Source organism: Ruegeria sp. AH3, assembly GCF_056536265.1.
The window spans coordinates 3,292,438-3,317,145 of record NZ_JBQFJL010000001.1; the positions used below are offsets into that span (position 1 = coordinate 3,292,438).

The 24,708-nt window shown below is 60.1% G+C and carries 27 protein-coding genes; 18 read left to right on the forward strand and 9 right to left on the reverse strand.

The window, feature by feature from the left end:
* Positions 1–13 precede the first annotated feature (13 nt).
* Both ACR3EM_RS16575 and ACR3EM_RS16580 read left to right on the forward strand, forming a co-directional pair.
* Positions 14–1,186, forward strand: a complete 1,173-nt coding sequence (locus ACR3EM_RS16575) for a thiolase family protein (RefSeq protein WP_480471744.1) — start codon at positions 14–16, stop codon at positions 1,184–1,186.
* A 72-nt stretch (positions 1,187–1,258) separates the two neighbouring features.
* Complete coding sequence (locus ACR3EM_RS16580) at positions 1,259–1,711, forward strand: GAF domain-containing protein (RefSeq protein WP_480471745.1); 453 nt, start codon at positions 1,259–1,261, stop codon at positions 1,709–1,711.
* Here the strand turns inward: ACR3EM_RS16580 and ACR3EM_RS16585 are convergent.
* The gene (locus ACR3EM_RS16585) at positions 1,708–2,058 is read right to left on the reverse strand and encodes a DUF1294 domain-containing protein (protein ID WP_480471746.1); all 351 of its coding nucleotides are present in this window, start codon (positions 2,056–2,058) and stop codon (positions 1,708–1,710) included. The genes ACR3EM_RS16580 and ACR3EM_RS16585 overlap by 4 nt on opposite strands.
* Positions 2,059–2,115: 57 nt before the next feature.
* Between ACR3EM_RS16585 and ACR3EM_RS16590 the strand changes: the two genes are divergently transcribed.
* The 8 genes from ACR3EM_RS16590 (at position 2,116) to rarD (ending at position 11,773) form a co-directional block, all read left to right on the forward strand.
* Positions 2,116–2,685: a helix-turn-helix domain-containing protein gene (locus tag ACR3EM_RS16590; RefSeq protein WP_480471747.1), complete on the forward strand. Its 570-nt coding sequence runs from the start codon at positions 2,116–2,118 to the stop codon at positions 2,683–2,685.
* Positions 2,685–3,308, forward strand: coding sequence for a LysE family translocator (locus ACR3EM_RS16595; protein ID WP_480471748.1), 624 nt, complete (start codon positions 2,685–2,687; stop codon positions 3,306–3,308). The genes ACR3EM_RS16590 and ACR3EM_RS16595 overlap by 1 nt, the downstream gene beginning before the upstream one ends.
* Positions 3,309–3,312: 4 nt before the next feature.
* Complete coding sequence (locus ACR3EM_RS16600; RefSeq protein WP_480471749.1) at positions 3,313–3,693, forward strand: GFA family protein; 381 nt, start codon at positions 3,313–3,315, stop codon at positions 3,691–3,693.
* Positions 3,694–3,708: 15 nt separating this feature from the next.
* Positions 3,709–6,156 (forward strand): GcvT family protein, encoded by a 2,448-nt coding sequence (locus ACR3EM_RS16605; protein WP_480471750.1) that lies wholly within the window; start codon positions 3,709–3,711, stop codon positions 6,154–6,156.
* Between the two features lie 21 nt (positions 6,157–6,177).
* The gene (locus ACR3EM_RS16610) at positions 6,178–7,212 is read left to right on the forward strand and encodes an alcohol dehydrogenase family protein (protein WP_480471751.1); all 1,035 of its coding nucleotides are present in this window, start codon (positions 6,178–6,180) and stop codon (positions 7,210–7,212) included.
* 12 nt (positions 7,213–7,224) lie between these two features.
* Entirely contained in the window at positions 7,225–8,118 is an 894-nt protein-coding gene (locus tag ACR3EM_RS16615; protein ID WP_480471752.1) for a homocysteine S-methyltransferase family protein, read from the forward strand.
* Positions 8,119–8,152: 34 nt separating this feature from the next.
* Positions 8,153–10,606, forward strand: a complete 2,454-nt coding sequence (locus ACR3EM_RS16620; protein WP_480471753.1) for a GcvT family protein — start codon at positions 8,153–8,155, stop codon at positions 10,604–10,606.
* Between the two features lie 261 nt (positions 10,607–10,867).
* Complete coding sequence (rarD, locus tag ACR3EM_RS16625; protein ID WP_480471754.1) at positions 10,868–11,773, forward strand: EamA family transporter RarD; 906 nt, start codon at positions 10,868–10,870, stop codon at positions 11,771–11,773.
* On the opposite strand, the gene ACR3EM_RS16630 is transcribed toward rarD, so the two are convergent.
* Together ACR3EM_RS16630 and ACR3EM_RS16635 are read right to left on the reverse strand one after the other, a co-directional pair.
* Complete coding sequence (locus ACR3EM_RS16630; RefSeq protein ID WP_480471755.1) at positions 11,764–12,468, reverse strand: SGNH/GDSL hydrolase family protein; 705 nt, start codon at positions 12,466–12,468, stop codon at positions 11,764–11,766. The two genes, rarD and ACR3EM_RS16630, sit on opposite strands and share 10 nt — an antisense overlap.
* A gap of 2 nt (positions 12,469–12,470) precedes the next feature.
* Complete coding sequence (locus ACR3EM_RS16635) at positions 12,471–12,881, reverse strand: nuclear transport factor 2 family protein (protein ID WP_480471756.1); 411 nt, start codon at positions 12,879–12,881, stop codon at positions 12,471–12,473.
* Positions 12,882–12,978: 97 nt separating this feature from the next.
* On the opposite strand from ACR3EM_RS16635, the gene ACR3EM_RS16640 reads away from it, so the two are divergent.
* On the forward strand, positions 12,979–13,626 hold the full coding sequence (locus ACR3EM_RS16640; RefSeq protein ID WP_480471757.1) for an RluA family pseudouridine synthase: 648 nt from the start codon (positions 12,979–12,981) through the stop codon (positions 13,624–13,626).
* Here ACR3EM_RS16640 and ACR3EM_RS16645 read toward each other — a convergent pair.
* Positions 13,623–13,808, reverse strand: coding sequence for a hypothetical protein (locus ACR3EM_RS16645; RefSeq protein ID WP_480471758.1), 186 nt, complete (start codon positions 13,806–13,808; stop codon positions 13,623–13,625). The genes ACR3EM_RS16640 and ACR3EM_RS16645 overlap by 4 nt on opposite strands.
* A gap of 102 nt (positions 13,809–13,910) precedes the next feature.
* Here ACR3EM_RS16645 and ACR3EM_RS16650 point away from each other — a divergent pair, with 102 nt between their 5' ends.
* From ACR3EM_RS16650 to ACR3EM_RS16665, 4 genes are all read left to right on the forward strand, one after another.
* On the forward strand, positions 13,911–14,603 hold the full coding sequence (locus tag ACR3EM_RS16650; protein ID WP_480471759.1) for a helix-turn-helix transcriptional regulator: 693 nt from the start codon (positions 13,911–13,913) through the stop codon (positions 14,601–14,603).
* A gap of 124 nt (positions 14,604–14,727) precedes the next feature.
* Positions 14,728–15,399, forward strand: coding sequence for a YiaD family glycine zipper/OmpA-like lipoprotein (locus ACR3EM_RS16655; protein WP_480471760.1), 672 nt, complete (start codon positions 14,728–14,730; stop codon positions 15,397–15,399).
* A 118-nt stretch (positions 15,400–15,517) separates the two neighbouring features.
* A complete protein-coding gene (locus tag ACR3EM_RS16660; protein ID WP_480471761.1) occupies positions 15,518–16,060 on the forward strand; it encodes an NADPH-dependent FMN reductase in 543 nt (180 codons plus the stop codon).
* A gap of 14 nt (positions 16,061–16,074) precedes the next feature.
* Positions 16,075–16,866, forward strand: coding sequence for an HTD2 family dehydratase (locus tag ACR3EM_RS16665; RefSeq protein ID WP_480471762.1), 792 nt, complete (start codon positions 16,075–16,077; stop codon positions 16,864–16,866).
* On the opposite strand, the gene ACR3EM_RS16670 is transcribed toward ACR3EM_RS16665, so the two are convergent.
* Together ACR3EM_RS16670 and ACR3EM_RS16675 are read right to left on the reverse strand one after the other, a co-directional pair.
* Positions 16,858–17,337, reverse strand: coding sequence for a GNAT family N-acetyltransferase (locus tag ACR3EM_RS16670; RefSeq protein ID WP_480471763.1), 480 nt, complete (start codon positions 17,335–17,337; stop codon positions 16,858–16,860). The two genes, ACR3EM_RS16665 and ACR3EM_RS16670, sit on opposite strands and share 9 nt — an antisense overlap.
* Positions 17,334–18,368 (reverse strand): NAD(P)/FAD-dependent oxidoreductase, encoded by a 1,035-nt coding sequence (locus ACR3EM_RS16675; protein ID WP_480471764.1) that lies wholly within the window; start codon positions 18,366–18,368, stop codon positions 17,334–17,336. Before ACR3EM_RS16675 ends, ACR3EM_RS16670 begins: the two co-directional genes overlap by 4 nt.
* Positions 18,369–18,423: 55 nt before the next feature.
* Here ACR3EM_RS16675 and mnmC2 point away from each other — a divergent pair, with 55 nt between their 5' ends.
* Positions 18,424–19,089, forward strand: coding sequence for a tRNA (5-methylaminomethyl-2-thiouridine)(34)-methyltransferase MnmC2 (mnmC2, locus tag ACR3EM_RS16680; RefSeq protein ID WP_480471765.1), 666 nt, complete (start codon positions 18,424–18,426; stop codon positions 19,087–19,089).
* Complete coding sequence (locus tag ACR3EM_RS16685) at positions 19,086–19,955, forward strand: DMT family transporter (protein ID WP_480471766.1); 870 nt, start codon at positions 19,086–19,088, stop codon at positions 19,953–19,955. The genes mnmC2 and ACR3EM_RS16685 overlap by 4 nt, the downstream gene beginning before the upstream one ends.
* Here ACR3EM_RS16685 and ACR3EM_RS16690 read toward each other — a convergent pair.
* Entirely contained in the window at positions 19,929–21,893 is a 1,965-nt protein-coding gene (locus ACR3EM_RS16690) for a lytic transglycosylase domain-containing protein (protein WP_480471767.1), read from the reverse strand. The two genes, ACR3EM_RS16685 and ACR3EM_RS16690, sit on opposite strands and share 27 nt — an antisense overlap.
* Before the next feature lie 133 nt (positions 21,894–22,026).
* Between ACR3EM_RS16690 and dapA the strand changes: the two genes are divergently transcribed.
* Positions 22,027–22,899 carry a 4-hydroxy-tetrahydrodipicolinate synthase gene (gene dapA, locus ACR3EM_RS16695; RefSeq protein WP_480471768.1) on the forward strand — a complete coding sequence of 291 codons (873 nt, stop codon included), beginning with the start codon at positions 22,027–22,029 and terminating at the stop codon, positions 22,897–22,899.
* A 131-nt stretch (positions 22,900–23,030) separates the two neighbouring features.
* Here the strand turns inward: dapA and ACR3EM_RS16700 are convergent, their stop codons facing one another.
* The gene (locus ACR3EM_RS16700; RefSeq protein WP_480471769.1) at positions 23,031–23,918 is read right to left on the reverse strand and encodes a dimethyl sulfoxide reductase anchor subunit family protein; all 888 of its coding nucleotides are present in this window, start codon (positions 23,916–23,918) and stop codon (positions 23,031–23,033) included.
* Entirely contained in the window at positions 23,918–24,667 is a 750-nt protein-coding gene (locus ACR3EM_RS16705) for a 4Fe-4S dicluster domain-containing protein (RefSeq protein WP_480471770.1), read from the reverse strand. The genes ACR3EM_RS16700 and ACR3EM_RS16705 overlap by 1 nt, the downstream gene beginning before the upstream one ends.
* Positions 24,668–24,708: the final 41 nt, after the last annotated feature.

Here is a 24,708-nt window from a genome sequence, read left to right on the forward strand (position 1 = left end):
GAGGAGGCGTCAAATGAGGGAAGTAGTGATCGCAGGGGCCGCGCGTACGCCGATGGGCGGGTTTCAGGGCATGTTCGATGGCGTCCCGGCTGCGGATTTGGGCGGCGCCGCAATCAAGGCTGCTTTGCAAGGGGCAGGCGCCGATACGGTGGACGAGGTCCTGATGGGTTGCGTTCTGCCTGCGGGTCAGGGTCAAGCGCCCGCACGCCAGGCAGGATTTGCAGCCGGTTTGGGCGAAGAGGTGCCTGCCACGACTTTGAACAAGATGTGCGGCTCAGGGATGAAGGCCGCAATGATGGCGTTCGATCAGATCGCGCTGGGCCATGCCGATACGATGGTTGCGGGCGGGATGGAGAGCATGACGAACGCCCCCTACCTGCTGCCGAAAATGCGCAGCGGCGCACGCATCGGGCATGGGCAGGTCGTTGATCACATGTTCCTCGACGGGCTTGAGGACGCCTATGACAAAGGTCGCCTGATGGGCACTTTCGCCGAAGATTGTGCTGAATCCTATCAGTTCACCCGCGAGGCACAGGATGAATACGCGCTGCAATCGCTGTCGAATGCCCTGACAGCGCAGGACACCAACGCCTTCGATGGTGAGATCACTTCGGTCACGATCCAGACCCGCAAGGGCGCAGTTACGCTGGATGCGGATGAACAGCCGAAATCGGCGCGGCCCGAGAAGATTCCCACGCTCAAACCTGCATTTCGTAAGGACGGTACGGTGACGGCCGCCAATTCCTCGTCAATTTCTGACGGGGCGGCCGCGCTGGTGCTGGCGTCTGCCGATGTGGCAGAGGCGCAGGGCCTGACGGTCCGCGCGCGCATTCTCGGCCATGCCAGCCACGCGCAGGCTCCGGGTCTGTTCACCACCGCTCCGGTTCCTGCTACGCAAAAGTTGCTGGAACGGATCGGCTGGGCCAAGGACGATGTGGATCTGTGGGAGGTTAACGAAGCCTTTGCTGTCGTCCCCATGGCTTTCATGCACGAAATGGGCCTGCCCCGAGACAAGGTGAATGTGAACGGGGGCGCTTGTGCGCTGGGTCACCCCATCGGTGCTTCAGGTGCCCGGATCATGGTCACGCTGCTGAATGCGCTGGAAAAGCGGAACCTGAAACGCGGGGTTGCGGCCATCTGCATTGGCGGCGGCGAGGGTACGGCTATCGCGATAGAACGTGTTTGACCCTTTGTCCGTTTGGAAATACCTCACGAGGGGGCATTGCCCCCTCAAACTTAAACCCGCAAAGCAAGACCTATGACCGCAGACTACGACACGCTCGCCAAAACCATCGCCGCACTGACCGAAGGTGAGACCGATCAGGTCGCGCTGATGGCGACAGTGGCTTGCGAGGTGCATCATTCCGATGACCGCTTTGACTGGACCGGATTCTACCGTGTAACTGAGCCGGAGTTGCTGAAAATCGGACCCTATCAGGGAGGCCACGGCTGCCTTGTGATTCCGTTTGCACGCGGAGTTTGCGGTGCAGCCGCGCGGACCGGAGAGGTACAGCTGGTGCCGGATGTCGATGCTTTTCCCGGGCATATCGCCTGTGCTTCAACAACCCGGTCAGAGTTGGTTTTGCCGGTGCGCGATGTCACGGGGCATGTGATCGCGGTGTTTGACATCGACAGCGACCAGCCGGATGCGTTCCGAGATGAAGACGCCGCGGCGCTGTCTTCCATTCTGGATTCGGTTTTTGCGCGTTAATGCGATTGCAGCATCCCGATCAAGTCGTATGAGAGGAGCAGGTAGCCCAACGCCACCTGAACCCCGACAATCGCGTAAAGCCAGATCGAGAATCGCCGTTTGCGGGTTTTGTGACTGAATATCCAGCGCCCCAATAAAGCGCCGGGGCTGCCTCCGAGCGTGGCAAGCCATAACAGGCGCTTTTCCGGGACGCGCTTTTTTCGCCGTCGCGCATTCAGCTTATCCCAGCCAAAAGCCAGCAAAGTCAGAGCGTTGATCGCCCATAGATACAGCACTGCTATCCACATGAACCGTGCATAGCCAATCGCGCCTGTGACCCCAAGTGAAAAAATGCTTGGAAATTTCACCGATTCGGCGCATCGTGAAAATACGAGAGAAAATTTCACCAACAGCGAGAGCGTCCTTTGAACAGTCAGGCCTCACATAGCGCCACACTTGGCGCTGATCTGCGTGCCCTCCGCAAGGCGCGCGGCTGGACCCTGACTGACATAGCGACGCGTCTGGACCGTTCTGTCGGATGGCTCAGTCAGGTCGAGCGGGACTTGTCCGAGCCGACAATCTCGGACCTGAGGCAGATTGCGGATTGTCTCAACGTCCCCATGTCGATGCTGTTTGGCCAATCTGCTGCCCCTGCTGACGAACAGGGCCTCATCGTTCGCGCGGGGTCCCGTCGGAAGATGGGATCCGGTGAGGAAGGTCTGATCGAGGAACTGCTCTCACCCGATCTGACCGATGACTTTGAAGTCGTCCATTCAACGTTCCAACCCGGATCCCGTCTGAAAACACCTACCCTGCGTCCGACGCAAGAGGTGGGCTATATCCTGTCCGGAAAACTGGACCTGACGATTGGTGATCGTTCGTTCACGGTCGGTCCCGGGGACAGCTTCCGCATCCGCAATGAACGCCATCTTTGGTCCAACCCCTATGACGAGCCAGCCGTAGCCGTCTGGGTTATCGCCCCGCCGGTGTACTGATGAGTTTCGAGGCATGGACCATATTCGCGCTGTTCTGGGTGGTGTTCGTGACCACACCAGGACCGAATGCGGTGAACTGCATCTCGAACGGGATGAGCCTGCCCTTTCCGAAAGCCATACTGGGCGTTCTGGCGATTCTGACCCAAGCGAGCGTGTTTCTGATCCTGTCGGCACTGGGCATCACTGCCCTGATTGCCGCGTCGCCGACCGGCTTCTTCGTCGCCAAACTGATCGGTGCCGGGTTTCTGATCTGGATGGGGATACGCGGGTGGATGAATGCCTCCAAGCCGGCCCCGGCCTCGGAACGACCCGCCCGGCATGTCTATCTGCACGCTCTGGCCGTGGCCACGATCAATCCCAAAAGCGTGGCCGGATACCTCGCCGCCTTTTCGCAATTCGTGCAGCCCGAGGTGCCGATCTGGCAGCAAATGTCGATCATCATGCCAACCGCTCTGGTTATCACGACGCTCAGCTACACCGGTTTTACCTTGCTGGGCGCTCTGATGGGGAGGGCGGCTCTGGGGGCTGTGTTCAATATCTGGGTCCGCCGCGTGATGGCGACCTGTTTCATCATCTACGGCGTGTTGCTGGGGACCAGCACAACGCCCGCAGCTAGGGGGTAATGGTATGCACAAAGGATCCTGCCTCTGCGGCAAGGTTGCGTTCACGATTGACAGCGACCTCACCCCGCCCAACGCGTGTCATTGCGGACAATGCCGCAAGCAGTCGGGGCATCTGTGGGCCTCGACCGTGACGCATCAGGATAATCTTAGCTTTACCAGCAGCGAGACATTGGGCTGGTATCGCGCTTCTGACATCGCCAAGCGCGGCTTTTGCAGCGCGTGCGGCTCGTTCCTCTTCTGGCAGCACAACGATGAGGACACGATCGCGATCTCCGTGGGCTCGTTGGACGAACCCACCGGCTTGAAGCTCGCCCAGCACATCTTCGTCGCCGACAAGGGCGATTACTACGACATTCAGGACGATTTGCCCCAGCGGGCACACTAACAGGGAACCAAGCGCATGAGTGATTTTCCAACCAAGGCCCGTGTGGTCATCATCGGCGGCGGCGTTGTCGGCTGTTCATCCCTTTATCATCTGGCCAAGAAGGGCTGGACCGATTGCGTTCTGCTGGAAAAGAACGAACTGACGGCCGGGTCCACATGGCACGCAGCGGGTAACGTGCCGACTTTCTCGACCTCATGGGCGATCATGAACATGCAGCGCTATTCGACCGAGCTGTATTCGCGTCTGGCGGATGAGGTCGATTATCCGATGAACTACCACGTCTCGGGTTCGATCCGCCTGGCGCATAGCAAAGAGCGGATGCAGGAATTCGAGCGCGCCATGTCCATGGGCCGCTACCAGGGTATCCCGATGGAGATGTGGACACCCGAAGAAGCCAAGGAGCGGTACCCCTTCCTTGAAACCCATGATCTTGAAGGCGTTCTGTACGATCCGACCGATGGCGACATTGATCCGGCACAGTTGACGCAGGCTCTGGCTAAGGGTGCGCGCGACATGGGGCAAAAGATCATCCGCTTCTGCCCGGCGACAGACGTGACCCAGCACGACGATGGCACATGGACCGTTCACACCGAGAAGGGCGATATCGCCTGTGACTATGTGGTCAATGCCGCAGGTTATTATGCGCAGCGCGTCGGTGAATGGTTCAAGCCCTATGGCGGGCGCACTGTGCCTGCGATGGTGATGAGCCACCAGTACCTGCTGACCGACGAGGTCCCCGAGATCGAGGCGTGGTCCAAGGAAAATGGTGGCAAGCTGCCTCTGCTGCGTGATGTGGATATCTCCTACTACCTGCGGCAGGAGAAGAACGGTTTCAACCTCGGCCCCTATGAGCCCAACTGCAAGGGCCACTGGATGACCGAGGACGACCCGATGCCCGAGGATTTCAGCTTCCAGCTTTGGAATGACGATCTGGACCGGATCGAGGACATCGTTACCGACGCGATGGAACGGGTACCTCTGATGGCAACTTCAGGCGTTGGCCGCGTGATCAACGGCCCGATTCCCTACGCGCCGGACGGCCTGCCTCTGATCGGCCCGATGCCCGGTGTGAAGAATGCGTTCGAGGCGCACACCTTCACCTTTGGCATCGCGCAAGGCGGTGGCGCGGGCAAGGTGCTTGCTGAATGGATCGTCGATGGCGCAACCGAGTGGGATATGTGGGCCGTCGATCCGCGTCGCTATACCGACTACACCGATCAGGATTACTGCAACCAAAAAGGCATGGAGGTTTATGGCAACGAATATGCCATGCACTTCCCGCATCACGAATGGCCTGCGGCACGCGACAAGAAACTCTCGCCCGTTCATGAGAAGGTCAAGGAACTGGGCGGCGTGATGGGTGCCTATAACGGTTGGGAACGGGCCAACTGGTTCGCGAAACCGGGCGATGATACGTCGCTGGACGCGACGCATACATGGGGTCGCTCCGGACCATGGGAACAGCGGATCAAGGAGGAATGCGAGGCCGTACGTGACCATTGCGGCGTGCTGGACTTGCCGGGATTCTCGCGTTTCATGGTTAAAGGTGAAGGTGCGGCCGAGGCGCTGCGTGGCCTTGTCACCGGTGGCCTGCCCAAGGTTGGGCGCATCAATCTGGTCTATATCTCCGACGACCGGGGCCGCATCCTGACCGAGATGTCCTGCCTGCGACTGGACGAGGACGCGTTCGTCATGATCACCGCCGCCACCGCCCAATGGCATGACCGTGATATTCTGATGGCAGCGATGCCCGCCGGTGTCAGCGTCGAGGACGTCACCACGACCCGTGACACGCTGATCGTCACCGGCCCCAATGCGCGTGAGGTTCTGTCGGGTCTGACCGATGCCGATCTCTCGTTGGGGTGGTTGACCCATCAGGCGGCAACCGTGGCCGGGCGACCCGCCCATCTGATCCGCGTCTCCTTCGCCGGAGAGCTGGGTTGGGAAGTCCATGCTCTGAACGAAGATATGCCTGCGATCTATGACGCGATCATTGATGCTGGTGCCAAGCCGTTCGGCATGTACGCCTTGAACTCCCTGCGTATCGAAAAGGGATACCGGGCTTGGAAGGGCGATCTGTCGACCGACTATTCGTTGCTGGAAGGCGGATTGGAGCGCTTCGTCAAGCTGGACAAACCGCAAGACTTCCCTGGCAAGGCCGCGATCCAGAATGAAAAGCAGCAGGGCGTGAAGAAATCCTTCGTGACCCTGACCGTTGACGCGGGTGTCTGCGACGCGCCCTACATGTCCTGCATCTGGCACAATGGCGAGATCGTGGGCGAAACGACCTCGGGCGCGTGGGGTTATCGCGTTGGCAAGTCTATCGCGCTGGGCATGATCAAGACCGACCTGGCGAACCCGGGTACAGCGTTGGAGGTCGAAATCTACGGCCAGAAATACCCCGCTGTTGTGCAAGAGGATCAACCCCTCTGGGATCCGGCCAACGAACGGCTGCGGGCCTGACCTGTGGGTGTCCCCAGCGTCATGCAAGGTGTCTATCTGACCCGCCACGGCGGGCCAGAGGCGCTGGAATGGCGCGAGGATATCCCCGTGCCAACGCCCGGACCCGGGCAGGTGCTGGTCCGGGTTGCGGCTGCTGGGGTAAACAACACGGATATCAACACACGCATTGGCTGGTATTCCTCGGACGTGACCGGCGCAACCGACGCGGTCGATCAGAATGTCGAGGCCGGGGGCTGGGGCGGAGCTTTGCAGTTCCCCCGCATTCAGGGCGGTGATCTTTGCGGCATTGTCGAACTGGCGGATCCAGAGACCGGGTTTCAATCCGGCCAACGCGTCACCTGCCCCATCAATCTGCCACGCCCCAGCCCCGGCAATCCAACCGGGTTCATCGCGCTCGGCTCCGAAGTTGACGGAGCCTTTGCGCAATATTGTTTGGTCGAGGCGGCCGATCTTTATGACGTCACGCCCTCGCCGCTGACTGACGTCGAAATTGCGGCCATCCCGTGTGCCTTTGGCACGGCGGAAAACCTGCTGACCCGCGCGGGTGTGGCAGCGGGCCATAAGGTTTTGATCACAGGCGCGTCAGGCGGTGTTGGTCTTGCCGCTGTGCAACTGGCCGCGATCAGAGGCGCGAGTGTCTATGGCTTGACCAGTCTCATGAAAGCAGATGTTGTCAAAGAGCAAGGAGCCGTGGGCACGTTCGACCGGCAAGCACCCCTGCCCAAAGACACCTTCGATGTGGTGATCGATGTCGTGGGCGGCCCTGCATGGCCCGGTCTGATCCTGGCGCTGAAACCCGGTGGCCACTATGCTGTGTCGGGTGCCATCGCCGGACCCATCGTTGAGGCCGATCTCCGCGACATCTACCTGCGCGACATAACGATCCACGGCTGCACCCATCAGGCGTTCGAGGTCTTTGGTCGTCTGGTTGATTTGATGAATGCGGGCCGGATCAAGCCGCTGATCTCAAAGACATACGCGCTGAAAGACATCGCCCGGGCGCAAGAGGATTTTCAGTCGAAAACACTGCCGGGAAAACTGGTGCTTATCCCATGAGGACAACGGAATATGGCTGACATCACACTTCTGGATGGCTCAATCGGGCAGGAACTGGTCAAGCGCAGTGGCGACAGACCCACGCCGCTTTGGTCGACGCGGGTGATGATCGACAAGCCCGAGATTCTGGCTGAAGTGCACGACGCGTATTTTCGCGCCGGTGCCACGGTCGCGACCACCAATACATATGCCATTCATCGCTCGCGCCTTGTGCGCGAAGGGATCGAGGATCAACTGCAGGCCCTGATCGATGCCGCCCTATCCGAAGCCGAACAGGCGCGCGCCAGAAACGGTGGGCGTATCGCCGGTTCTCTGGGCCCGCTCTTGGCCACCTATCGCCCCGATCTGAACCCGGACCCCGAAGATGCGGCAGAGAAGTTCGGAGAACTGGCTGCGATGATGGCCGACCGCGTCGATCTGTTTCTGATCGAGACCGTATCGTCGGTTCAGGAAGCCGAAGGCGCATTGCGAGGCGTCGAAGGTCACGGAAAACCCATCTGGATCGCCTTCTCAGTCAAGGATGACGATGGCACGCGCTTGCGTTCGGGTGAGGCGCTTGAGGACGTCGCGCCCCTGCTTACCCGGTTCCGACCCGAAGCGGTGTTGATCAACTGCTCGCGCCCCGAAGCCATCCCCGCCGCGCTGGACATACTCGCCCCGATGGGACTGCCGTTTGGCGCTTACGCCAACGGGTTCACCGGTATAACGGACGGTTTTCTCGAAGAGGCCCCCACAGTAGACGCGCTGGAGCAGCGCACCGATCTGGGGCCTGCGGCCTATGCAAAACACGCAATGGGCTGGGTCGGTCAAGGCGCCACGATCATAGGCGGTTGCTGTGAAGTTGGCCCCGATCACATCGCCGCCCTCGCGCAACAGCTTAACGACGCCGGTCACCGGATCGTCTGACACGTAACTTTGAAAGACAGGAAAAGGCACCCAAATGGTTGATCTTCCCAACAAGGCCCGCGTGGTCATTATCGGCGGCGGCGTCATTGGATGTTCGGTCGCGCATCACCTGACCAAGAAAGGTTGGAAAGACGTCGTTCTGCTTGAACGCAAACAGCTGACCAGCGGTACCACCTGGCACGCAGCTGGCCTGATCGCGCAGCTGCGAGCAACAGCGAACATGACCAAATTGGCCAAGTACAGCCAGGAACTCTACGGATCGCTGGAAGAGGAAACCGGTGTCGCCACTGGGTTCAAACGCTGCGGCTCGATTACCGTCGCCCTGACCGAAGAACGCAAGGAAGAAATCTATCGCCAGGCCGCCATGGCCCGCGCCTTCGGGGTCGAGGTTGAGGAGATTTCGAACGAACGCGTCAAAGAGATGTATCCGCATCTGAATGTCGAGGACGTCAAAGGCGCCGTCTACCTGCCGTTGGACGGGCAGGGTGACCCGGCCAACATCGCGCTGGCATTGGCAAAGGGCGCGCGCCAGCGCGGCGGCATCGTCAAGGAACGCGTGAAGGTTACTGATATCGTCAAGCAAGGCCGCTCGGTTACGGGTGTGGACTGGGTCGCTGATGACGGCAGCGCGTCGGGGCATATCGAATGCGACATGGTGGTGAACTGTGCGGGTATGTGGGGCCACGAGGTTGGCCGCATGGCGGGCGTGAATGTCCCGCTTCATGCCTGCGAACATTTCTACATCGTCACCGAGGGCATTGACGGGCTGACCCAATTGCCGGTCCTGCGTGTGCCGGACGAGTGCGCCTATTACAAGGAAGATGCGGGGAAAATTCTGCTGGGCGCATTTGAACCAAATGCCAAACCCTGGGCGATGAATGGCATCCCCGACAGCTTCGAATTCGATCAGCTGCCCGAGGATTTTGATCATTTCGAACCCATCCTCGAAGCAGCTGTCAACCGGATGCCAATGTTAGCAGAGGCCGGGATTCATACCTTCTTCAACGGCCCTGAATCCTTCACGCCGGACGACGCCTATCATCTGGGGCTTGCGCCCGAGATGGATAATTACTGGGTCGCGGCGGGGTTCAACTCAATCGGCATTCAGTCCGCGGGCGGCGCAGGTATGGCGCTGGCCGAATGGATGGATAGCGGCGAGAAACCGTTTGATCTGGGCGATGTTGACATCAGCCGTATGCAGCCGTTCCAGGGCAATAAGCAGTACCTCTTTGAGCGCTCGAAAGAAACGCTGGGTCTGCTTTATGCCGACCACTACCCCTATCGCCAGAAGGCCACCGCGCGTGGTGTGCGACGTACCCCGTTCCATCATCACCTCAAAGAACAATGTGCGGTTTTTGGTGAATTGGCGGGATGGGAACGTGCCAATTGGTTCGCGAATGAAGGGCAGGAGCGCGAATACCAATACAGCTGGAAACGCCAGAACTGGTTCGAGAACTCCGCCGCCGAGCACAAGGCCGTGCGCGAGAATGTGGGCATGTATGACATGTCCTCCTTCGGCAAGATCCGCGTCGAAGGCCCCGATGCCGAGAAGTTCATGAACTATATCGGTGGTGGGGATTATTCGGTTCCAGCTGGCAAGATCGTCTACACTCAGTTCCTGAACCGCAATGGTGGGATCGAGGCCGACGTAACAGTCACCCGCCTGACCGAAACAGCGTATCTGGTTGTCACACCGGCCGCCACCCGATTGGCTGATCAAATCTGGATGCAGCGTCATGCCGGTGGTTTCAACGTGGTGATCACGGATGTGACCGCGGGCGAGGGTGTTCTGGCCGTCATGGGTCCGAATGCGCGCGCTTTGCTTCAGAAAGTCTCGCCAAACGATTTCTCAAACGCGACGAACCCGTTTGGCACTGCCCAGGAGATTGAGATCGGCATGGGCCTCGCTCGTGCGCACCGGGTGACCTATGTGGGTGAGCTCGGGTGGGAGATCTATGTTTCTTCGGACATGGCGGGTCATGTGTTTGAAACCTTGCATGAAGCGGGGCAGGACATGGGTCTGAAGCTTTGTGGCATGCACATGATGGACAGCTGCCGGATCGAGAAAGGTTTCCGCCATTTCGGTCACGACATCACCTGCGAGGACCATGTCGTCGATGCAGGGTTAGGTTTCGCGGTCAAGGTGGACAAGGGCAGCGATTTCATCGGTCGCGAAGCCGTAATCACACGCAAGGAAAGCGGGCCAAAGAACCGATTGGTGCAGTTCCGTCTGACCGATCCGGCGCCTTTGTTGTTCCACAATGAACCCATCGTCAGAGATGGTGAATATGTCGGTTATCTGAGCTCGGGGAATTACGGTCATACGCTGGGTGGCGCAGTTGGCATAGGCTATGTCCCATGCGATGGTGAAAGCGCGGCAGATGTTCTTGCATCGACATACGAAATCGATGTCTGCGGTGTAAAAGTTCAAGCTGAGGTTTCGTTGAAGCCGATGTACGACCCCAAGTCAGAACGGGTGAAAGTCTGATACAGGGCAGGGGGCTCTGCCCCCGCCGCGGCAAGCCGCGACTCCCACGAGATATTTTTAGCCAGATGAAGCAGGCGATCCCAACTTCATCTGGCCCCAAATATCTCGGAGCGCGAGGCAGAGCCTCGCAAAAATCCTTGAAACTCGAAATCCCGGGAGTTGTCGAACCATCAGAAACCGTGATGGCGCGCCCAACAGAATAGAGTGTTTTCTGAAACGCTGGCTTGTTCTAGACAAGGTTGTTGCCTCTCGGAGAACCAAATGACTTCGCGTGACGTTTCTGGTCGGAATGCGGACACACCCAAGGGTTTGATCCTTGCTGTAACCGCGTATGTCTTGTGGGGATTTCTTCCTCTGTACATGAAGGCCATGGCGCATGTCGGGCCCGTGGAAATTGTGGCGCATCGGATCATCTGGTCGGTGCCGGTGGCAGGCTTGTTGCTCGTTGTCTTGGGCCGGACAGCTGACCTGAAGGCCGCGCTGCGCAATCCACAGATGTTGGGCATGGCGGCACTGACCGCAGCGTTGATTTCTGTGAACTGGGCAATTTACGTGTGGGCGATTTCCTCGGGGAACGCTTTGGATGCGGCCTTGGGGTATTACATCAACCCGCTGTTCAGCATCGCGTTGGGGGCCGTTCTGCTGCGTGAGCCGCTGAACAAGACGCAGATGCTGGCCGTTGGTCTGGCCGCGTTGGGCGTACTGGTGCTGGTGGTTCAGGCCGGAACTCTTCCTTGGGCCGCGTTGGGGCTGATGGTGAGCTGGGGATTTTATGCTTTTTTCAAGCGTTCGCTCCCAATCGGGCCCAATCAGGGATTTCTGCTGGAGGTCTTGATCCTGCTGATTCCGGCCTTGGCCTATGTGACCTGGCTGGGCGCAACGGGTACGGGGCATTTCGGCACAGCGGTGTCCGACACGATGATGCTGGCGGGGGCGGGCATTGTGACCGCAGTACCCTTGCTGGTCTACGCCAACGGGGCCAAGCTGGTGCGTCTGTCCACGATGGGCGTCTTGCAATACATTGCGCCCACGATGATCTTTATCACTGCCGTCACCCTGTTTGGAGAACAGATCGACAGCGCCCGGATGATCGCCTTCCCGCTGATCTGGGCCGGGCTGGTTGTGTATTCGATTCCGATGATCCGACAGATACGATCTCAGGCCTGAGTGATCAGACGCGTCGCCTCTGCGGCCCATAATGTATAGGCCTTCGGGCTGGGATGATAACCGTCCGGGGCGGCGAGCGCCGGGTCGTCTGGCAGGTCCAACGTCAGATGCCGCACTTGGGGGAACCGAGAGGCCACCCGCTGCAACCCCTGGTCCAAGCGTTTGGCCTGCTGCCCCAGAACCCATGCCAGAGGTTGGGGCAGAGCGGGAAAGCGGTTCATCTGAGGTACTGCCGTCATGATCACTGTTCGCGCGCCCAGCCCATTTGTGAGAAGGCTCATTAGATCCGTTTGCCGCGATTCGAATTGCCCAAGCGAGACAGCGCGCGTGACATCGTTCACGCCAAGGGCGGTGACCACCACATCAAACTGCTGGTCGAGTTTGCTGAGACGATGAATGGTGTCTTGTGTGGTATGCCCAGTCGTCGCCTCCAGCTGCCATTCGACCGAGTAGTGCCGCGCCAGACGGCTGGCCAACTGACCCGAGAGCGCCTGATGTTGTGTGCCCGCGCCCACACCGGCGGCCGAGCTGTCACCGGTAATGAGCAGACGCAGGCGAGGGCCTCGTCCTTCGCGCCCTTCGCGTGGTCCACTGGGTTCGGGCAGCAATTGCGCGTTGCGTCGAACCGAAAGCCCCTGCAGAGCCAGAACAGGCAGCAGAGGTACGCGCAGAAACTGATCGGCAGCCAATGGCATGGTCAGCTCAGGGCGTTCTTGAATTCCAGGAATCGGACGTCCTTCATTACGCGTGCCATCATCGCCTCACGTAGGGCGCCGATGGTTTTGTATGGGCGCATGACGACTTCGAACTCCTGAATCAAGCCGTCATCATTCAGGGTGATCAGATCGACGCCAACAGCGTCAAGTTCACCCACTTTGCATTGGAACTCCAGCGCCCAGTCCTTACCATCGCCCATAATCCGGCGATAGCGGAAGTTTGAGAACACCTGACCCACGTGACCTAATACGGCGGCAACCGGTGCGCGACCGGTCCAGGTGCTGTAATAGGTTGGCGGAGAAAACCGCACATCTTCGGCCAGCAATTCATGGATCAGGTTCTCATCGCCTTTCGCGACAACCTCTTGCATGCGTTCGATCGTGGGGTGCATGGGGTCTCCTCTCGGTTGGTGCAAGAGTGACTGAACCATGCCGCACCACGCAAGGGCGACGTTGCGGGAGGTCGCATGCTGGGATAGGCAGGCGCGCATGAGCGAGACCTATGATCCCCCGCAGACGCCTCTGGACGTGCTGTATGAAGATGCGCAGTTGATTGTCGTGAACAAGCCCTCGGGCCTGCTGTCAGTGCCGGGCCGTGGGGCGCATTTGGCCGATTGTCTACTGACGCGTGTGCAGGCGGCGTTTCCGCAGGCCTTGCTGGTGCATCGGCTGGATCGGGATACATCGGGTGTGATGGTTTTTGCCCAGACGCCGAACGCGCAACGGCACCTGGGGCTGCAATTCGAAAACCGCCAGACTCGTAAAACCTACGTCGCGCGGGTCTGGGGGCAGGTTGAATCCAAAACTGGCACCGTTGATCTGCCACTGATCGTCGATTGGCCCAATCGCCCACGTCAGATGGTATGTCACGAGACCGGAAAACCCGCGGTCACCGATTGGCGCGTAATCAAGTATGAAGGCGAGACAACGCGCGTGCGACTGTTTCCGAAAACCGGGCGCTCGCATCAGCTGCGCGTGCATATGTTGGCGCTGGGTCATCCGATATTGGGTGATCCTTTCTATGCCGAAGGCCCGGCGCGGGACTTCCCGCGCCTGATGCTGCATTCGGAGGAGTTGCGCCTGAAAAACCCCGAAGGCGGGGTGGCGATGAAATTTCGCGCCAAGGCGGACTTCTAGGCCGTACGGGTCCAGAACACCTTGAGATTACTCAGGGGAAATCGCCGTGCGCGCTGCCTGGGTGCGCAGGGCTGGCGGGTGGCCATGATCTCGCGTTCGATCTCGAACCCGCGCAGAGTATGGTCTTGTGTCCAGCGGTCCAGTTTCAGGGTCATCAGGACGTGATGGTCTCGGCTTGGCATGATGGGTCTCCTTTCCTTTGACCTCACCATTGCCGATCACTCCTGACACCACATTGTCAGGGGGCTGTGCTAGGATGTCAGCAGATCGAACCGGAGACACCGATGCGCCGTTCCACACGACTGTTTGAAATTATCCAGATTCTACGCGCTGCCAATGCTCCCGTTACGGCTGAGTCGCTGGCGGAAAAGCTCGAAGTCTCAGTAAGGACGGTTTATCGCGATATCGCCGCGCTTCAGGCTCAGCGCACGCCGATTGAGGGTGAGGCAGGCGTCGGCTATCTGATGCGGCGTGGCTATGACCTGCCGCCATTGAACTTCGACGCCGAAGAGGTCGAGGCGCTTTGGGTCGGCCTGTCGATGCTCGCCCGTACCGGGGACAGCACCTTGCAGCAGGCTGCAGACAGGGTGTGCCGCAAAATCGAAGCCTTGCGCGCACCTGCCGACTGGTTGCAGGTTGCACCTTGGGGGGCGCCCGCTGACGACCCGGCGAAAGGTTGCGTTCCGGTCGTGAATTACCGTGAGGCGATCCGGGCCGAGCGCAAGATTCGCATCACCTATGTCAATTCCGACGGCGAGCGGACCGAACGCACGGTGCGACCCGTTGCGCTGATCTATCACATCGAATGCACTATGCTGGCCGCCTGGTGCGAGCTGCGAAACGGGTTCCGCCATTTTCGAACGGATCGCATCTGGGCCTGCGATCTGACCGAGGATCATTTTTGCGGACAAGGCCAGCCTTTGCGCGCGATCTGGCAGGAACAGAACCATTGGGATGATCCTGTGCAAACCCACTGAACGGCGGGGAACTGCCGAATTCACCCGATTGTTGCTTGAGCCCGGAGCCAACCGGAGCGATACAGTAGGGCAAAGAACGTGGCCCCCGGCAGAAAAACGGGAGCCAGAGCAGAAGGTTGAATCCATGACGATTTCCAAGTTTTTTGTTGCAGCCGGGCTGAGTTCGGTTTTGGTACTAGGAGCCTGCACGGACCCCGGCACGCTGAACCTGCCCGCCGATCCCAACCAGAACGCCAAGCAAGGTGCGATCATTGGTGGTCTGATCGGGGCCGGGGTAGGCGCGATTGCGAACGATTCCGATCCGCTGCTCGGCGCATTGGCTGGCGGCGCCATCGGGGCTGCTGGTGGCGGTGTCATCGGCAATCAGCTGGACCGGCAGGCGGCAGAACTGCGTCAGCAGCTGGCCAATGACGGGATAACCATCACCAATGCCGGGGATCGTTTGATCGTCACCGTGCCGAATGACATCACCTTTGCCACTGACAGCTCGACCGTGAACCCGGCGCTGCGGGCGGATCTGGTGCGGGTCGGGCAGAACCTCGTGCGCTATCCCAACTCAAACGTGCAGGTCATCGGGCATACCGACAGCGACGGAGAGGCATCGTACAATCAGGGCCTGTCTGAACGGCGTGCGCGTTCGGTTGCGGATATCCTGCAAGCCAATGGCGTGAATGGTTCACGCATCACCACGATTGGTCTGGGCGAAAGCCGGCCCGCAGCGTCAAACCTGACGCCAGAAGGCAAGGCCCGGAACCGCCGGGTTGATATCGAGATCATCCCCAGCGGAAACACGTAATATTCAGGGGCACCTACGGGTGCCCCTATTTCCTGCACAGTGACTGCGCGTCACCGGGGCTTTGGTCTGGTGCGATCTCGGGCTAACAATTGGGGATACAACGTAACGGAGTTCCCCCATGCCCGACCCGATCCTTGTTGGCCTCTCTGGTTCGCTGCGGCAGGACGCGACCAATCGCAAGCTGCTGCGCGAGGCCGCGCGCCTGTTCGAGCCCGGCACATTTATCGAAGCGGACCTGAACCTGCCTCTCTATGATGGTGACGTTGAGGCGGAGCAGGGTATCCCCGAAGCGGTGCAGATACTGGCGGATCAGATTGCACAGGCTGATGCCGCGATCATCTCGACCCCTGAGTACAACAAGGGGCCGTCGGGCGTGTTGAAGAACGCGCTGGACTGGGTCAGCCGGACAAGCGGCAGGCCGTGGATGGACAAACCCGTGGCTGTGATGTCCGCCGCCGCGGGCCGGGCCGGAGGGGAGCGTGCGCAGATGATCCTGCGGTCCTTCATGGTGCCATTCCAACCTCGGATTCTTCAGGGTCCTGAGTTTCATCTGGCGGACAGTTCCAACGAATTCGATGACGAAGGACGGTTGATCAGCGACCGATATGAGCACTCCCTTCAGACACTGATGAGAAAATTGCGGGCCGAGGCCGGGTTCTGATCCGAGGGTATGGAATGGAAGCAGAGATCGTCACAGACTTGATCGACCCGACGCGGGCCAATGCGTTACAGGTGTCGCTGGGACAACAGCCGTCGATCGACGCCGGCTCGCCCCTGCCACCGTTTTTCCACCAGCTCTATTTCTGGTCACCCTTGCCGTCGACCGATCTGGGGCGGGATGGGCACCCGAAGGTTGGTCTTGGTCTTATCCCGGATATGGGTCTTCCTCGTCGGATGTGGGCTGGTGGTCGGCTGGAGTTTCATGCGCCTTTGATCGCGGGCACTCAAGCCGAACGTCGTTCCGTTCGGGAGAGCGCCAAGAAGAAGACAGGGCGCAGCGGACCGTTGGCTTTTGTCACGCTACGCCACGAGATCTGGCAGCAAGGTGCGCATTGTCTGACCGAATGGCAGGATCTGGTCTATCGCGAGGACCCGTCGCCGGACGCAGCGGCCCCTCAGCGCCCGGAGGCCCGAAAGGATGAGACCGACTTTCGGGAGGTCCGGTTCGATACAACGCTGTTGTTTCGCTATTCGGCACTGACCTTTAACGGGCATCGCATCCACTATGATCTGGATTATGCACGGGACGTTGAAGGGTATACCGGGTTGGTTGTACACGGCCCCCTGCTGGCACAGCTTCTGATGCTCTACGCGATCGAGTTGATGGGTCCACTAACCCGTTTTTCGTTCCGTGCCACGGCCCCGCTGATGCACTTTGAGGCAGTCAGCCTTTGCCGAAACGGACGGGAATTCTGGGTGCGCGGACCCGACGGGCGGGAATGCATGCGGGCCGAAGCCTCAATCTAGGTGTTTTTGCATCGTGATTGAGGTGGTGCGGTCATAACCGGGATGGGCCACTTCTCCGGTTTTTACAAATCCCATACGGGCAAAGGCGGCGTGGTTCTCGACAAGCTCGACCCGTGCCTGCAGCTCCAACACTTTCAGCCCCAGTGCTTCCGCACGCGTCTCGGCCTGCGTCACCAGACGGTGGGCGAGGCCGCGCCCGCGTTGGTTCTGATCGACAGCGAGTTTGCTCAGATACAAACGCCCTGGCTTAGGCGTCAGAAAGACCACGGCATCCGGGCGATCCCCGATGACCCAGACCTCTCCGTCTTGCATCTGATCCCGTAATGCGTCCAGCGACAGACGATGCATCGATGAGGGCGGATCAATGCGCCCCTCCATATAGGCAAAGCTGGTGCGGATCAGGTTCAGGACACCGGGCAGTCTCGGATCTTTTTGGGGCAGGCGTTCAGGTGTTCCGCCAAGGTTGCTCATAAGGAAGCCTCGGGCCGGAAATCCTCGGGGATTTGATCTTTCCCTTCCAACATCAGATCAGCCATCACCTCCGCCACTTTTGGGGCCATGCCGAAGCCGATCTTGAAACCTCCGTTCGCGATGAATTGTCCGTCATGCAAAGGATGCGCGCCCAACATCGGTGCGCGGCTTTTGCTGCGAGGGCGCACTCCGGCCCATCGCTCGATCACCTCAGCCCCGTGCAGTAAGGGCAGGGCGCGCGCGGCACGGTCCAGAACGTCGTCCAATGTAGCATCGGTGCTGTTTGGGTCATCATAGTCCCGCTCTGACGTCGAGCCGATGGCCAGCGTGCCATCCGCGTGCGGGACGATATGGATGGCATCCGCAAACAGCTGCGGAACCTCGCCTGCATCAAAGCGCAGCAAAGCGGCCTGCCCCTTCACGCCATTGCCGACGGTCTTGCCAAAAGCGCGGCTGAGCTCTTCCAAACCGGCCAGACCCGTGGCGTGAATGACTTGACCTTTGTCGGGGGCCTCTGCCACCACGTCGACCCCCATTACACCCAAGGCGGCAACCAGCGCGGCACAGGCGCGTCTGGGGTGCATACGGGCACTCAGCGTATCATGGATGACAAAGCCCGTGGGGCTTGGTGGACACCAGGATCCGACCTTTGCCACCGGAACCACGTTCCAACTGGCGCGCCCCTGCCAGAGTGTCTCGGCCGTTGTCGCGCGTGCATGCGCAAGGTCCAGATTGCGCTGATCCGCGACGGGTTGCAGCCGACCTAGGCGTGCATAGCCGGGGGAAACGCCCCCCGTCGCCTCAACCTGCTGCCAGAACGGTTTGGCCATGATCAGACTGTCGAACTGAAAGGCTTTCTTGGCGTTCCAGTTTTCGGGCACATGCGGGGCAAGCGCACCCACCAGACCGCCGCTTGATCCCGCGCCGGGACCAAAGGGGTCAACCACCTGCACCCTGGCACCGCGCCGGGCGCAGGTCCAGGCGATGGACAGGCCAAAGACGCCTGCGCCGCGCACCGTCACATCGACCATTGCCAATCCCCTTTTCCTTGTTCAGTGTCGCGCAGCCTAGCTACAGGATAACCCGATGGCAGACCAGCGTGCCGAACTGACATGGACCGAGGATCAGATCCCGGTTTCTGACCGTTTCGACGATCCTTATTACTCGTTGCAAAACGGGCTGGAAGAGACGCGCCACGTGTTCCTTGCAGGCAACGACCTGCCTGCGCGGTTTACCCCCGGGTTTCGTATTGCGGAGCTGGGGTTTGGCACCGGCCTGAACATGCTGACGGTCTGGTCCGCGTGGGAAGGCACAGGGCAGACAACCCCGTTGCGTTTCACCAGTTTCGAAGCCTTTCCCATGTCCGCTGACGATATGGCCCGGGCGTTGGCGGCGTTTCCCGAATTGTTGCCGTGGGCTGAGCGATTTCTGGCTGTCTGGACCGGTCAGGCCTGCACGCTGGACACTTTGCAACTTGAGGTTATCCATGGCGATGCACGCCAGACTTTGCCGCAATGGTCTGGCTTAGCGGACGCATGGTTTCTGGATGGTTTCTCGCCCGCGAAGAACCCTGAATTGTGGGGGGCTGACCTGATGCAGCAGGTGGCGGACCACACGGCCCATGGTGGCACTGCGGCGACATACACCGCCGCTGGCTTCGTGCGTCGGGGGTTGTCCGATGCAGGGTTCGACGTAACCCGCAGCCCCGGCTTTGGCCGCAAGCGGCACATGACCCGGGCGGTAAAGCCATGAGCCAGAAGAACAACGTCAACGCGGGCATTGCCCTGATGATCGGCGCGACGATCGTATTTGCGTTGCAGGACGGCATCTCACGCCATCTGGCGGGCACCTACAACACCTATATGGTCGTGATGATCCGGTATTGGTTCTTTGCCGCCTTCGTGATTGCCGTGGCGGCGAGATCACCCGGAGGGCTGAGAGCAGCGGCGCAAACCAGCCAGCTTGGGCTGCAGATATTTCGGGGTTTGTTGCTTGCCGGTGAAATTTGTGTGGCTGTCTTCAGCTTTACCATCCTCGGGCTGATCGAAAGCCAGGCGGTGTTCATTTGCTATCCGCTGCTGATCGCCGCGCTCAGCGGTCCGGTTCTGGGCGAGAAAGTCGGCTGGCGGCGCTGGGCCGCCATCGGGGTCGGCTGTATCGGCGTGTTGATCATCCTTCAGCCCGGCGCGGGCGTGTTCAACCCCTGGGCCGTGGTCCCTCTGATCTCGGCCCTTATGTTCGCCGTCTATGGTCTTTTGACCCGATATGCAGCACGCCGCGACAGCACCGCAACCAGCTTTTTCTGGACCGGCGTCGCCGGGGCGGTGGCAATGACCAGCGTCGGCGTATGGTTCTGGGAACCGATGATCGGCAGCGACTGGCTGTGGATGGGTTTGCTGTGCATCACAGGCGTGCTGGGGCATTGGCTGCTGATCAAATGTTATGAGATGGCCGAGGCAAGCGCAGTGCAGCCCTTCGCCTATTTCCATCTGATGTGGAGCGCAGTTCTGGGCATCACCATCTTTGATGAGACGCTGCGCTCTGCGGTCGTGCTGGGCGCAACTCTGGTCATCGCGGCGGGTCTGTTCACATTATGGCGCGAAAGACGCAAGGGTTGAGCCGACAAGCTCCTGCGAGAACGGCACCGGCAGCGGTGATTGTCCGAGACGCGCGCGATACACAGGCAGGCTTTCGGCCACCCGCATGACATAGTTGCGGGTTTCCTTGAAAGGGATCGTCTCGATCCAGTCGATCACATCCACCTCGCCCCGGCGCGGGTCGCCATAACGTTCCATCCACGATATCGGCCTGCGCGGCCCGGCGTTGTAACCGGCTGCCATCATGACCACATTGCCGTTAAAATCCTCGGCGAGGCTGGACAGGTAGTTCGCGCCCAGCTTGGCATTGTATTGCCAGTCCGAGGTCAGCCGTCCGGTCTTGTGCCCAGCGAGAATGCCCAGATCCTGCGCGACCAGTTTTGCCGTCGCGGGCATCACCTGCATCAATCCACGCGCGCCTGCGCCGCTGATGACAACCGGATCGAACTCGCTTTCGCGCCGGGCAATGGCCAGCGTCATTTCTTTCGCCATGGGCAGGCCCATATCGGCAACCGGATGCACGGGATAATAGGCCGCAGGCAGCACTGTGCCCATGGTCGCTGCGCGTTTGGCGATCATGACGGCCAGATGCGGCTCATTCAGCTCGATCACCAGATCACCCAGCTGAGCGGCCTGCGTCTGATCAAGGCTTTCCACCAGATGGGTCAGGAACCGTTCCGACAGATTGCCTTCACCTGCGCGCAACAGCAGCAGACCGGCCTCCAGCACACTGGAATCAGCAAACGCGGCCTGTTTCCAATGCGGCGCTCGGCGCGGATTGGCCAGTTCGCCGTCAAACGGACGACCGATCCTCTCGGCGGCCAGCAATCCGTAGAACGAGGTTTGATAGTCCGCCCCCGCTGAGTAAGCCTCATGCGCTTTGTCCGCATCGCCCAATGCCGCGTATGCGCGACCTAGCCAATACCCGCCACGCCCTTTCGAAATCGGAGATTGCACGGCCCCCGAAAAGTTCTGGAAATGCCGCACAGCCGTAGCCGGATCATTTAGCCTGCGCAAAGCCAGGAACCCCGCCAACCACTCCAGATCGGCATAGCCATAGCCCATGTCCGGCGTCATGTGGTGATTGGCGGCAATTGCATAGGCGCGCTCGGCGCTGCCCGTGCGCATCTCAAGGCGCGCCAACCTGCGTCGCCCTTCGGCCCATTTGTCAGGCTCTCCCAGAGTCTTCGGGTCGGTCGACCGCGCCAGCATCAGATCGATGGCACTGTCATCCAGCTCTTTCCGATCGCGCCAGACAAACCGGTCAAAGGCCAGACCTGGCGCGTCGGTCAGGGATTTCGGAACCGCAGCTACCTTGCCATCCACACTATTCTGGCGCTTTTGCAAGGCGATCCGCGCTTCGGCCAGCTTGCGATAATCCGCACTGACCAGAGGCAACATTTGCTCTGCACTGACCAGGTTGCCGTCCCACAGCATCCGATCCAGACGTGCTTCGTGATGCGGTTTCAGCAGCTTGCTGAAATTCTCCATATAGGTCTTCTGCAGACCAGCCCCCATAGGCATGGTCCGCCACGCCGTCACGATGTCGGCCTCCGCTTCACCGTGGCGGCCCTTGCTCATCAGTGCGACCGCATAGTTCAATGCGCCTTCGGCAGTTTGCGGCGACATGCCGTCATAGAATTTCAGTACCCGATCCGGGCTTGCGTTGGTGAAAGAAGGTTCGCTCTTTCGGCGTAACCAAGCCAATCCCGGCCAATCCGGGCGCCGCTCCAGGAACACAAGCACATCGCCAGAGCTGCCAAAGCCTTCACGCAGCCAGTGCCAGACAATGATGTCACGCGATACCGATCCCCGTTGACCGGACACACGCAACGCGGCGTTCCAGTCGCCCTTGCGCATCTCGATGAGCCCTGCACGCAGATCACCCACGGCCTCGGCCCGCGCCTGCCCCCAAGATCCCAGAATCACCGCCACCAAAAGCGCCAGAACGCGTGTCATGCCTTGCATTTCCCAACCAACCAAGGATAGAGCCATTCAGGATAAACCTTGCGCCGCCGGGATCAACTCACATCGCGATGATTGTGATCTGCGCGGGCGCAAAAATTGCTAACTGCACCTTAAGGAGCGTGTCATGTTTAAAGGCTCGATGCCAGCCCTCGTCACCCCGTTTTCAAACGGAGCGTTGGACCTGGATACGCTCAAACGCTTGGTGGAATGGCAAATCAAGGAAGGCTCGACCGGTCTGGTGCCAGTGGGAACAACCGGCGAAAGCCCGACGCTCAGCCATGATGAGCATGAAACGGTTGTGGCCGAGGTGGTCAAGGCCGCTGCTGGTCGCGTTCCGGTAATCGCCGGGGCCGGTTCGAACAACACCGTCGAAGCGATCCGATTCGTCCAGTTCGCCAAGAATGTGGGTGCGGATGCCGCTTTGGTGGTCACGCCCTACTATAACAAGCCGACGCAAAAGGGCCTGCTGGAACATTTCCGTGCGCTGCATGAATGTGCCGACATCCCGATCGTCATCTACAACATCCCGGGCCGTTCGGTCATCGACATGACGCCTGAGACAATGGGTGAACTGGCCAAGCTGCGGCGTATCGTCGGCGTCAAGGATGCCACGGGTGATCTGGCGCGTGTCAGCCAGCAACGTGCCTCCTGCGGGGCCGATTTCTGCCAGCTGTCGGGTGAGGACGCGACCGCGCTGGGCTTTAACGCCCATGGCGGCGTCGGCTGCATTTCGGTAACGGCCAACGTGGCCCCGAAACTTTGCGCCGAATTCCAGCAGGCAACACTTGCGGGTGACTATACCAAAGCACTGCAATATCAGGACCGCCTGATGCCCCTGCACGAGGCGATCTTTATCGAACCCGGTCTGGTCGGTGCCAAATACGCCCTCAGCAAACTCGGCCTCTGCAGCACTGAGGTCCGCTGCCCCCTGACCGAACTGGAAGACAGCACAAAAGCCGCCATCGACGCAGCGATGGCCCATGCGGGCCTGATCTAAACCAACCCGATATAGCAAAGGGCGGCCTCGAACCCCGAGCGCCGCCCTTTACTTTTGCCAGATCCAGACTTCATCTGGCCAAAAATATCCCGGGGGAGTCGCGACCCGCCGCGGCGGGGGCAGAGCCCCCTCTACCGTTTCCCGTAGTACAATCCTACGACATGCTCGGCCTGCGCAAAGAACAGCCAACGAGAAACAACGACACCGGCCAGATGCGACAATACGGCGAGAAGCGCAAAGAGATGTTTGATCGCTACGCCTGAGACAGGGATCAGGATCAGCGCCAAAGGCAGCACAAAAGCGAGACCGAAGGCAATCATGCGCAATTTTTGCGCGTGCTTGCGACCGACAACGTGGACGAACTCGCGCAGCAGATAGTTGGTTCCGGTGTGCGGCGGCTCGAATGCGCGTACCGAGCCCCGGCTTCCCAATCCTGTCGCGGTGCCCAGAGTTGTTCCCGAACGCTCCAGCGCGCCATCCCCTTTAGCCCAGTAGGCAAGCTGCACTGCTCCGGCGATGGCCAGCAGCCAGGGTGCGAGCGTCTCAGCTCCGGCCAATAGTGCACCACCTGCCAGACTGAAGGACAGGAACATTAAGGGCGTCAGGTTCATGTTCCAACGCGGGATCGTTTTGAGCTGAGTGTAGATCATTGAGGTGGTGAACACGGTCGTCAGGCTGAGTATCGCTCCGAGCCAACCCAATACGATCCAGTGACTTTGCCAAAAAACGGCGCCAAGCGCGTAAAGCCCCATGACGACAAGCGCCGCCACGGCGCAAACGCCTTCCCGGCTGAGCCAGCTGGATCGCCATTGGCTAAAGGCTTTCCAGGCGCGCTCGGGGTGGCCCAGATGGAAGGTTGAGGCCAGCAATCCGCCCACCGCCAGCGCATAGGCAATGAGGTAGAAAACAAACGCGACAAACCCTGTTACTCCGGGCTGACCGAGCCCCAGAAAGAACAGCAGGCCAAAACCCAGACCGGACAATGTGGTGAAGAGGATAACGGAAGGGGCTGGATGCATCAGAGTTTCTCCAGCGTCTTGTCGAGCCAGCCAAGGAAGCCATTGGGTTCTTCGGCCACGGGGGCCAGTAGTGGGGCGAGAATGTCGATCTGGTCTTCCACCTGATCCTTGGGGCGCGGTGGCAGGTATTTGTTGACCGGTTTGGTGCCCATCTCGGGCATCAGGTCCATACCTTTGCGTTCGGCAACCAGCTTGCTGACATCACTGTCCGGATCGCCCAGATCACCGAAATGCCGCGCGCCGGCCGGGCAGGTGCGAACACAGGACGGGACCCGGTCCACCTCGGGCAGGTTCTCGTTGTATATGCGATCGACGCAGAGGGTGCATTTCTTCATCACACCTTCGGCTATGTCCAACTCGCGTGCGCCATAGGGGCAAGACCAGGCGCAGAGGCCACAGCCGATGCAATCGCTTTCGTTGACCAAAACGATGCCATCTTCGGCGCGTTTATAGCTGGCCCCGGTGGGGCAGACGGTGACGCAAGGTGCATCCTCGCAATGCAGGCAGGATTTTGGGAAATGAATCAGCTGAGCGGGCCCCTGATCCGGTTGCACCTCATAGGAATGCACCCGATTCAGGAAGGTGCCGGACGGGTTGCCGCCATAGGCGTCCTGATCCGACAGCGGTGCGCCGTAGTTTTCGGTGTTCCAACCTTTGCAGGAGATCACGCAGGCGTGGCAGCCGACGCAGGTGTCGAGGTCGATGACCAGACCCATCTTGCGCTCGGTGGATTGGGGGAGCTGGGTCATGTCAGCGAACCTCCGCTGGTGAGGTGGGGGCAGGGGGCCAG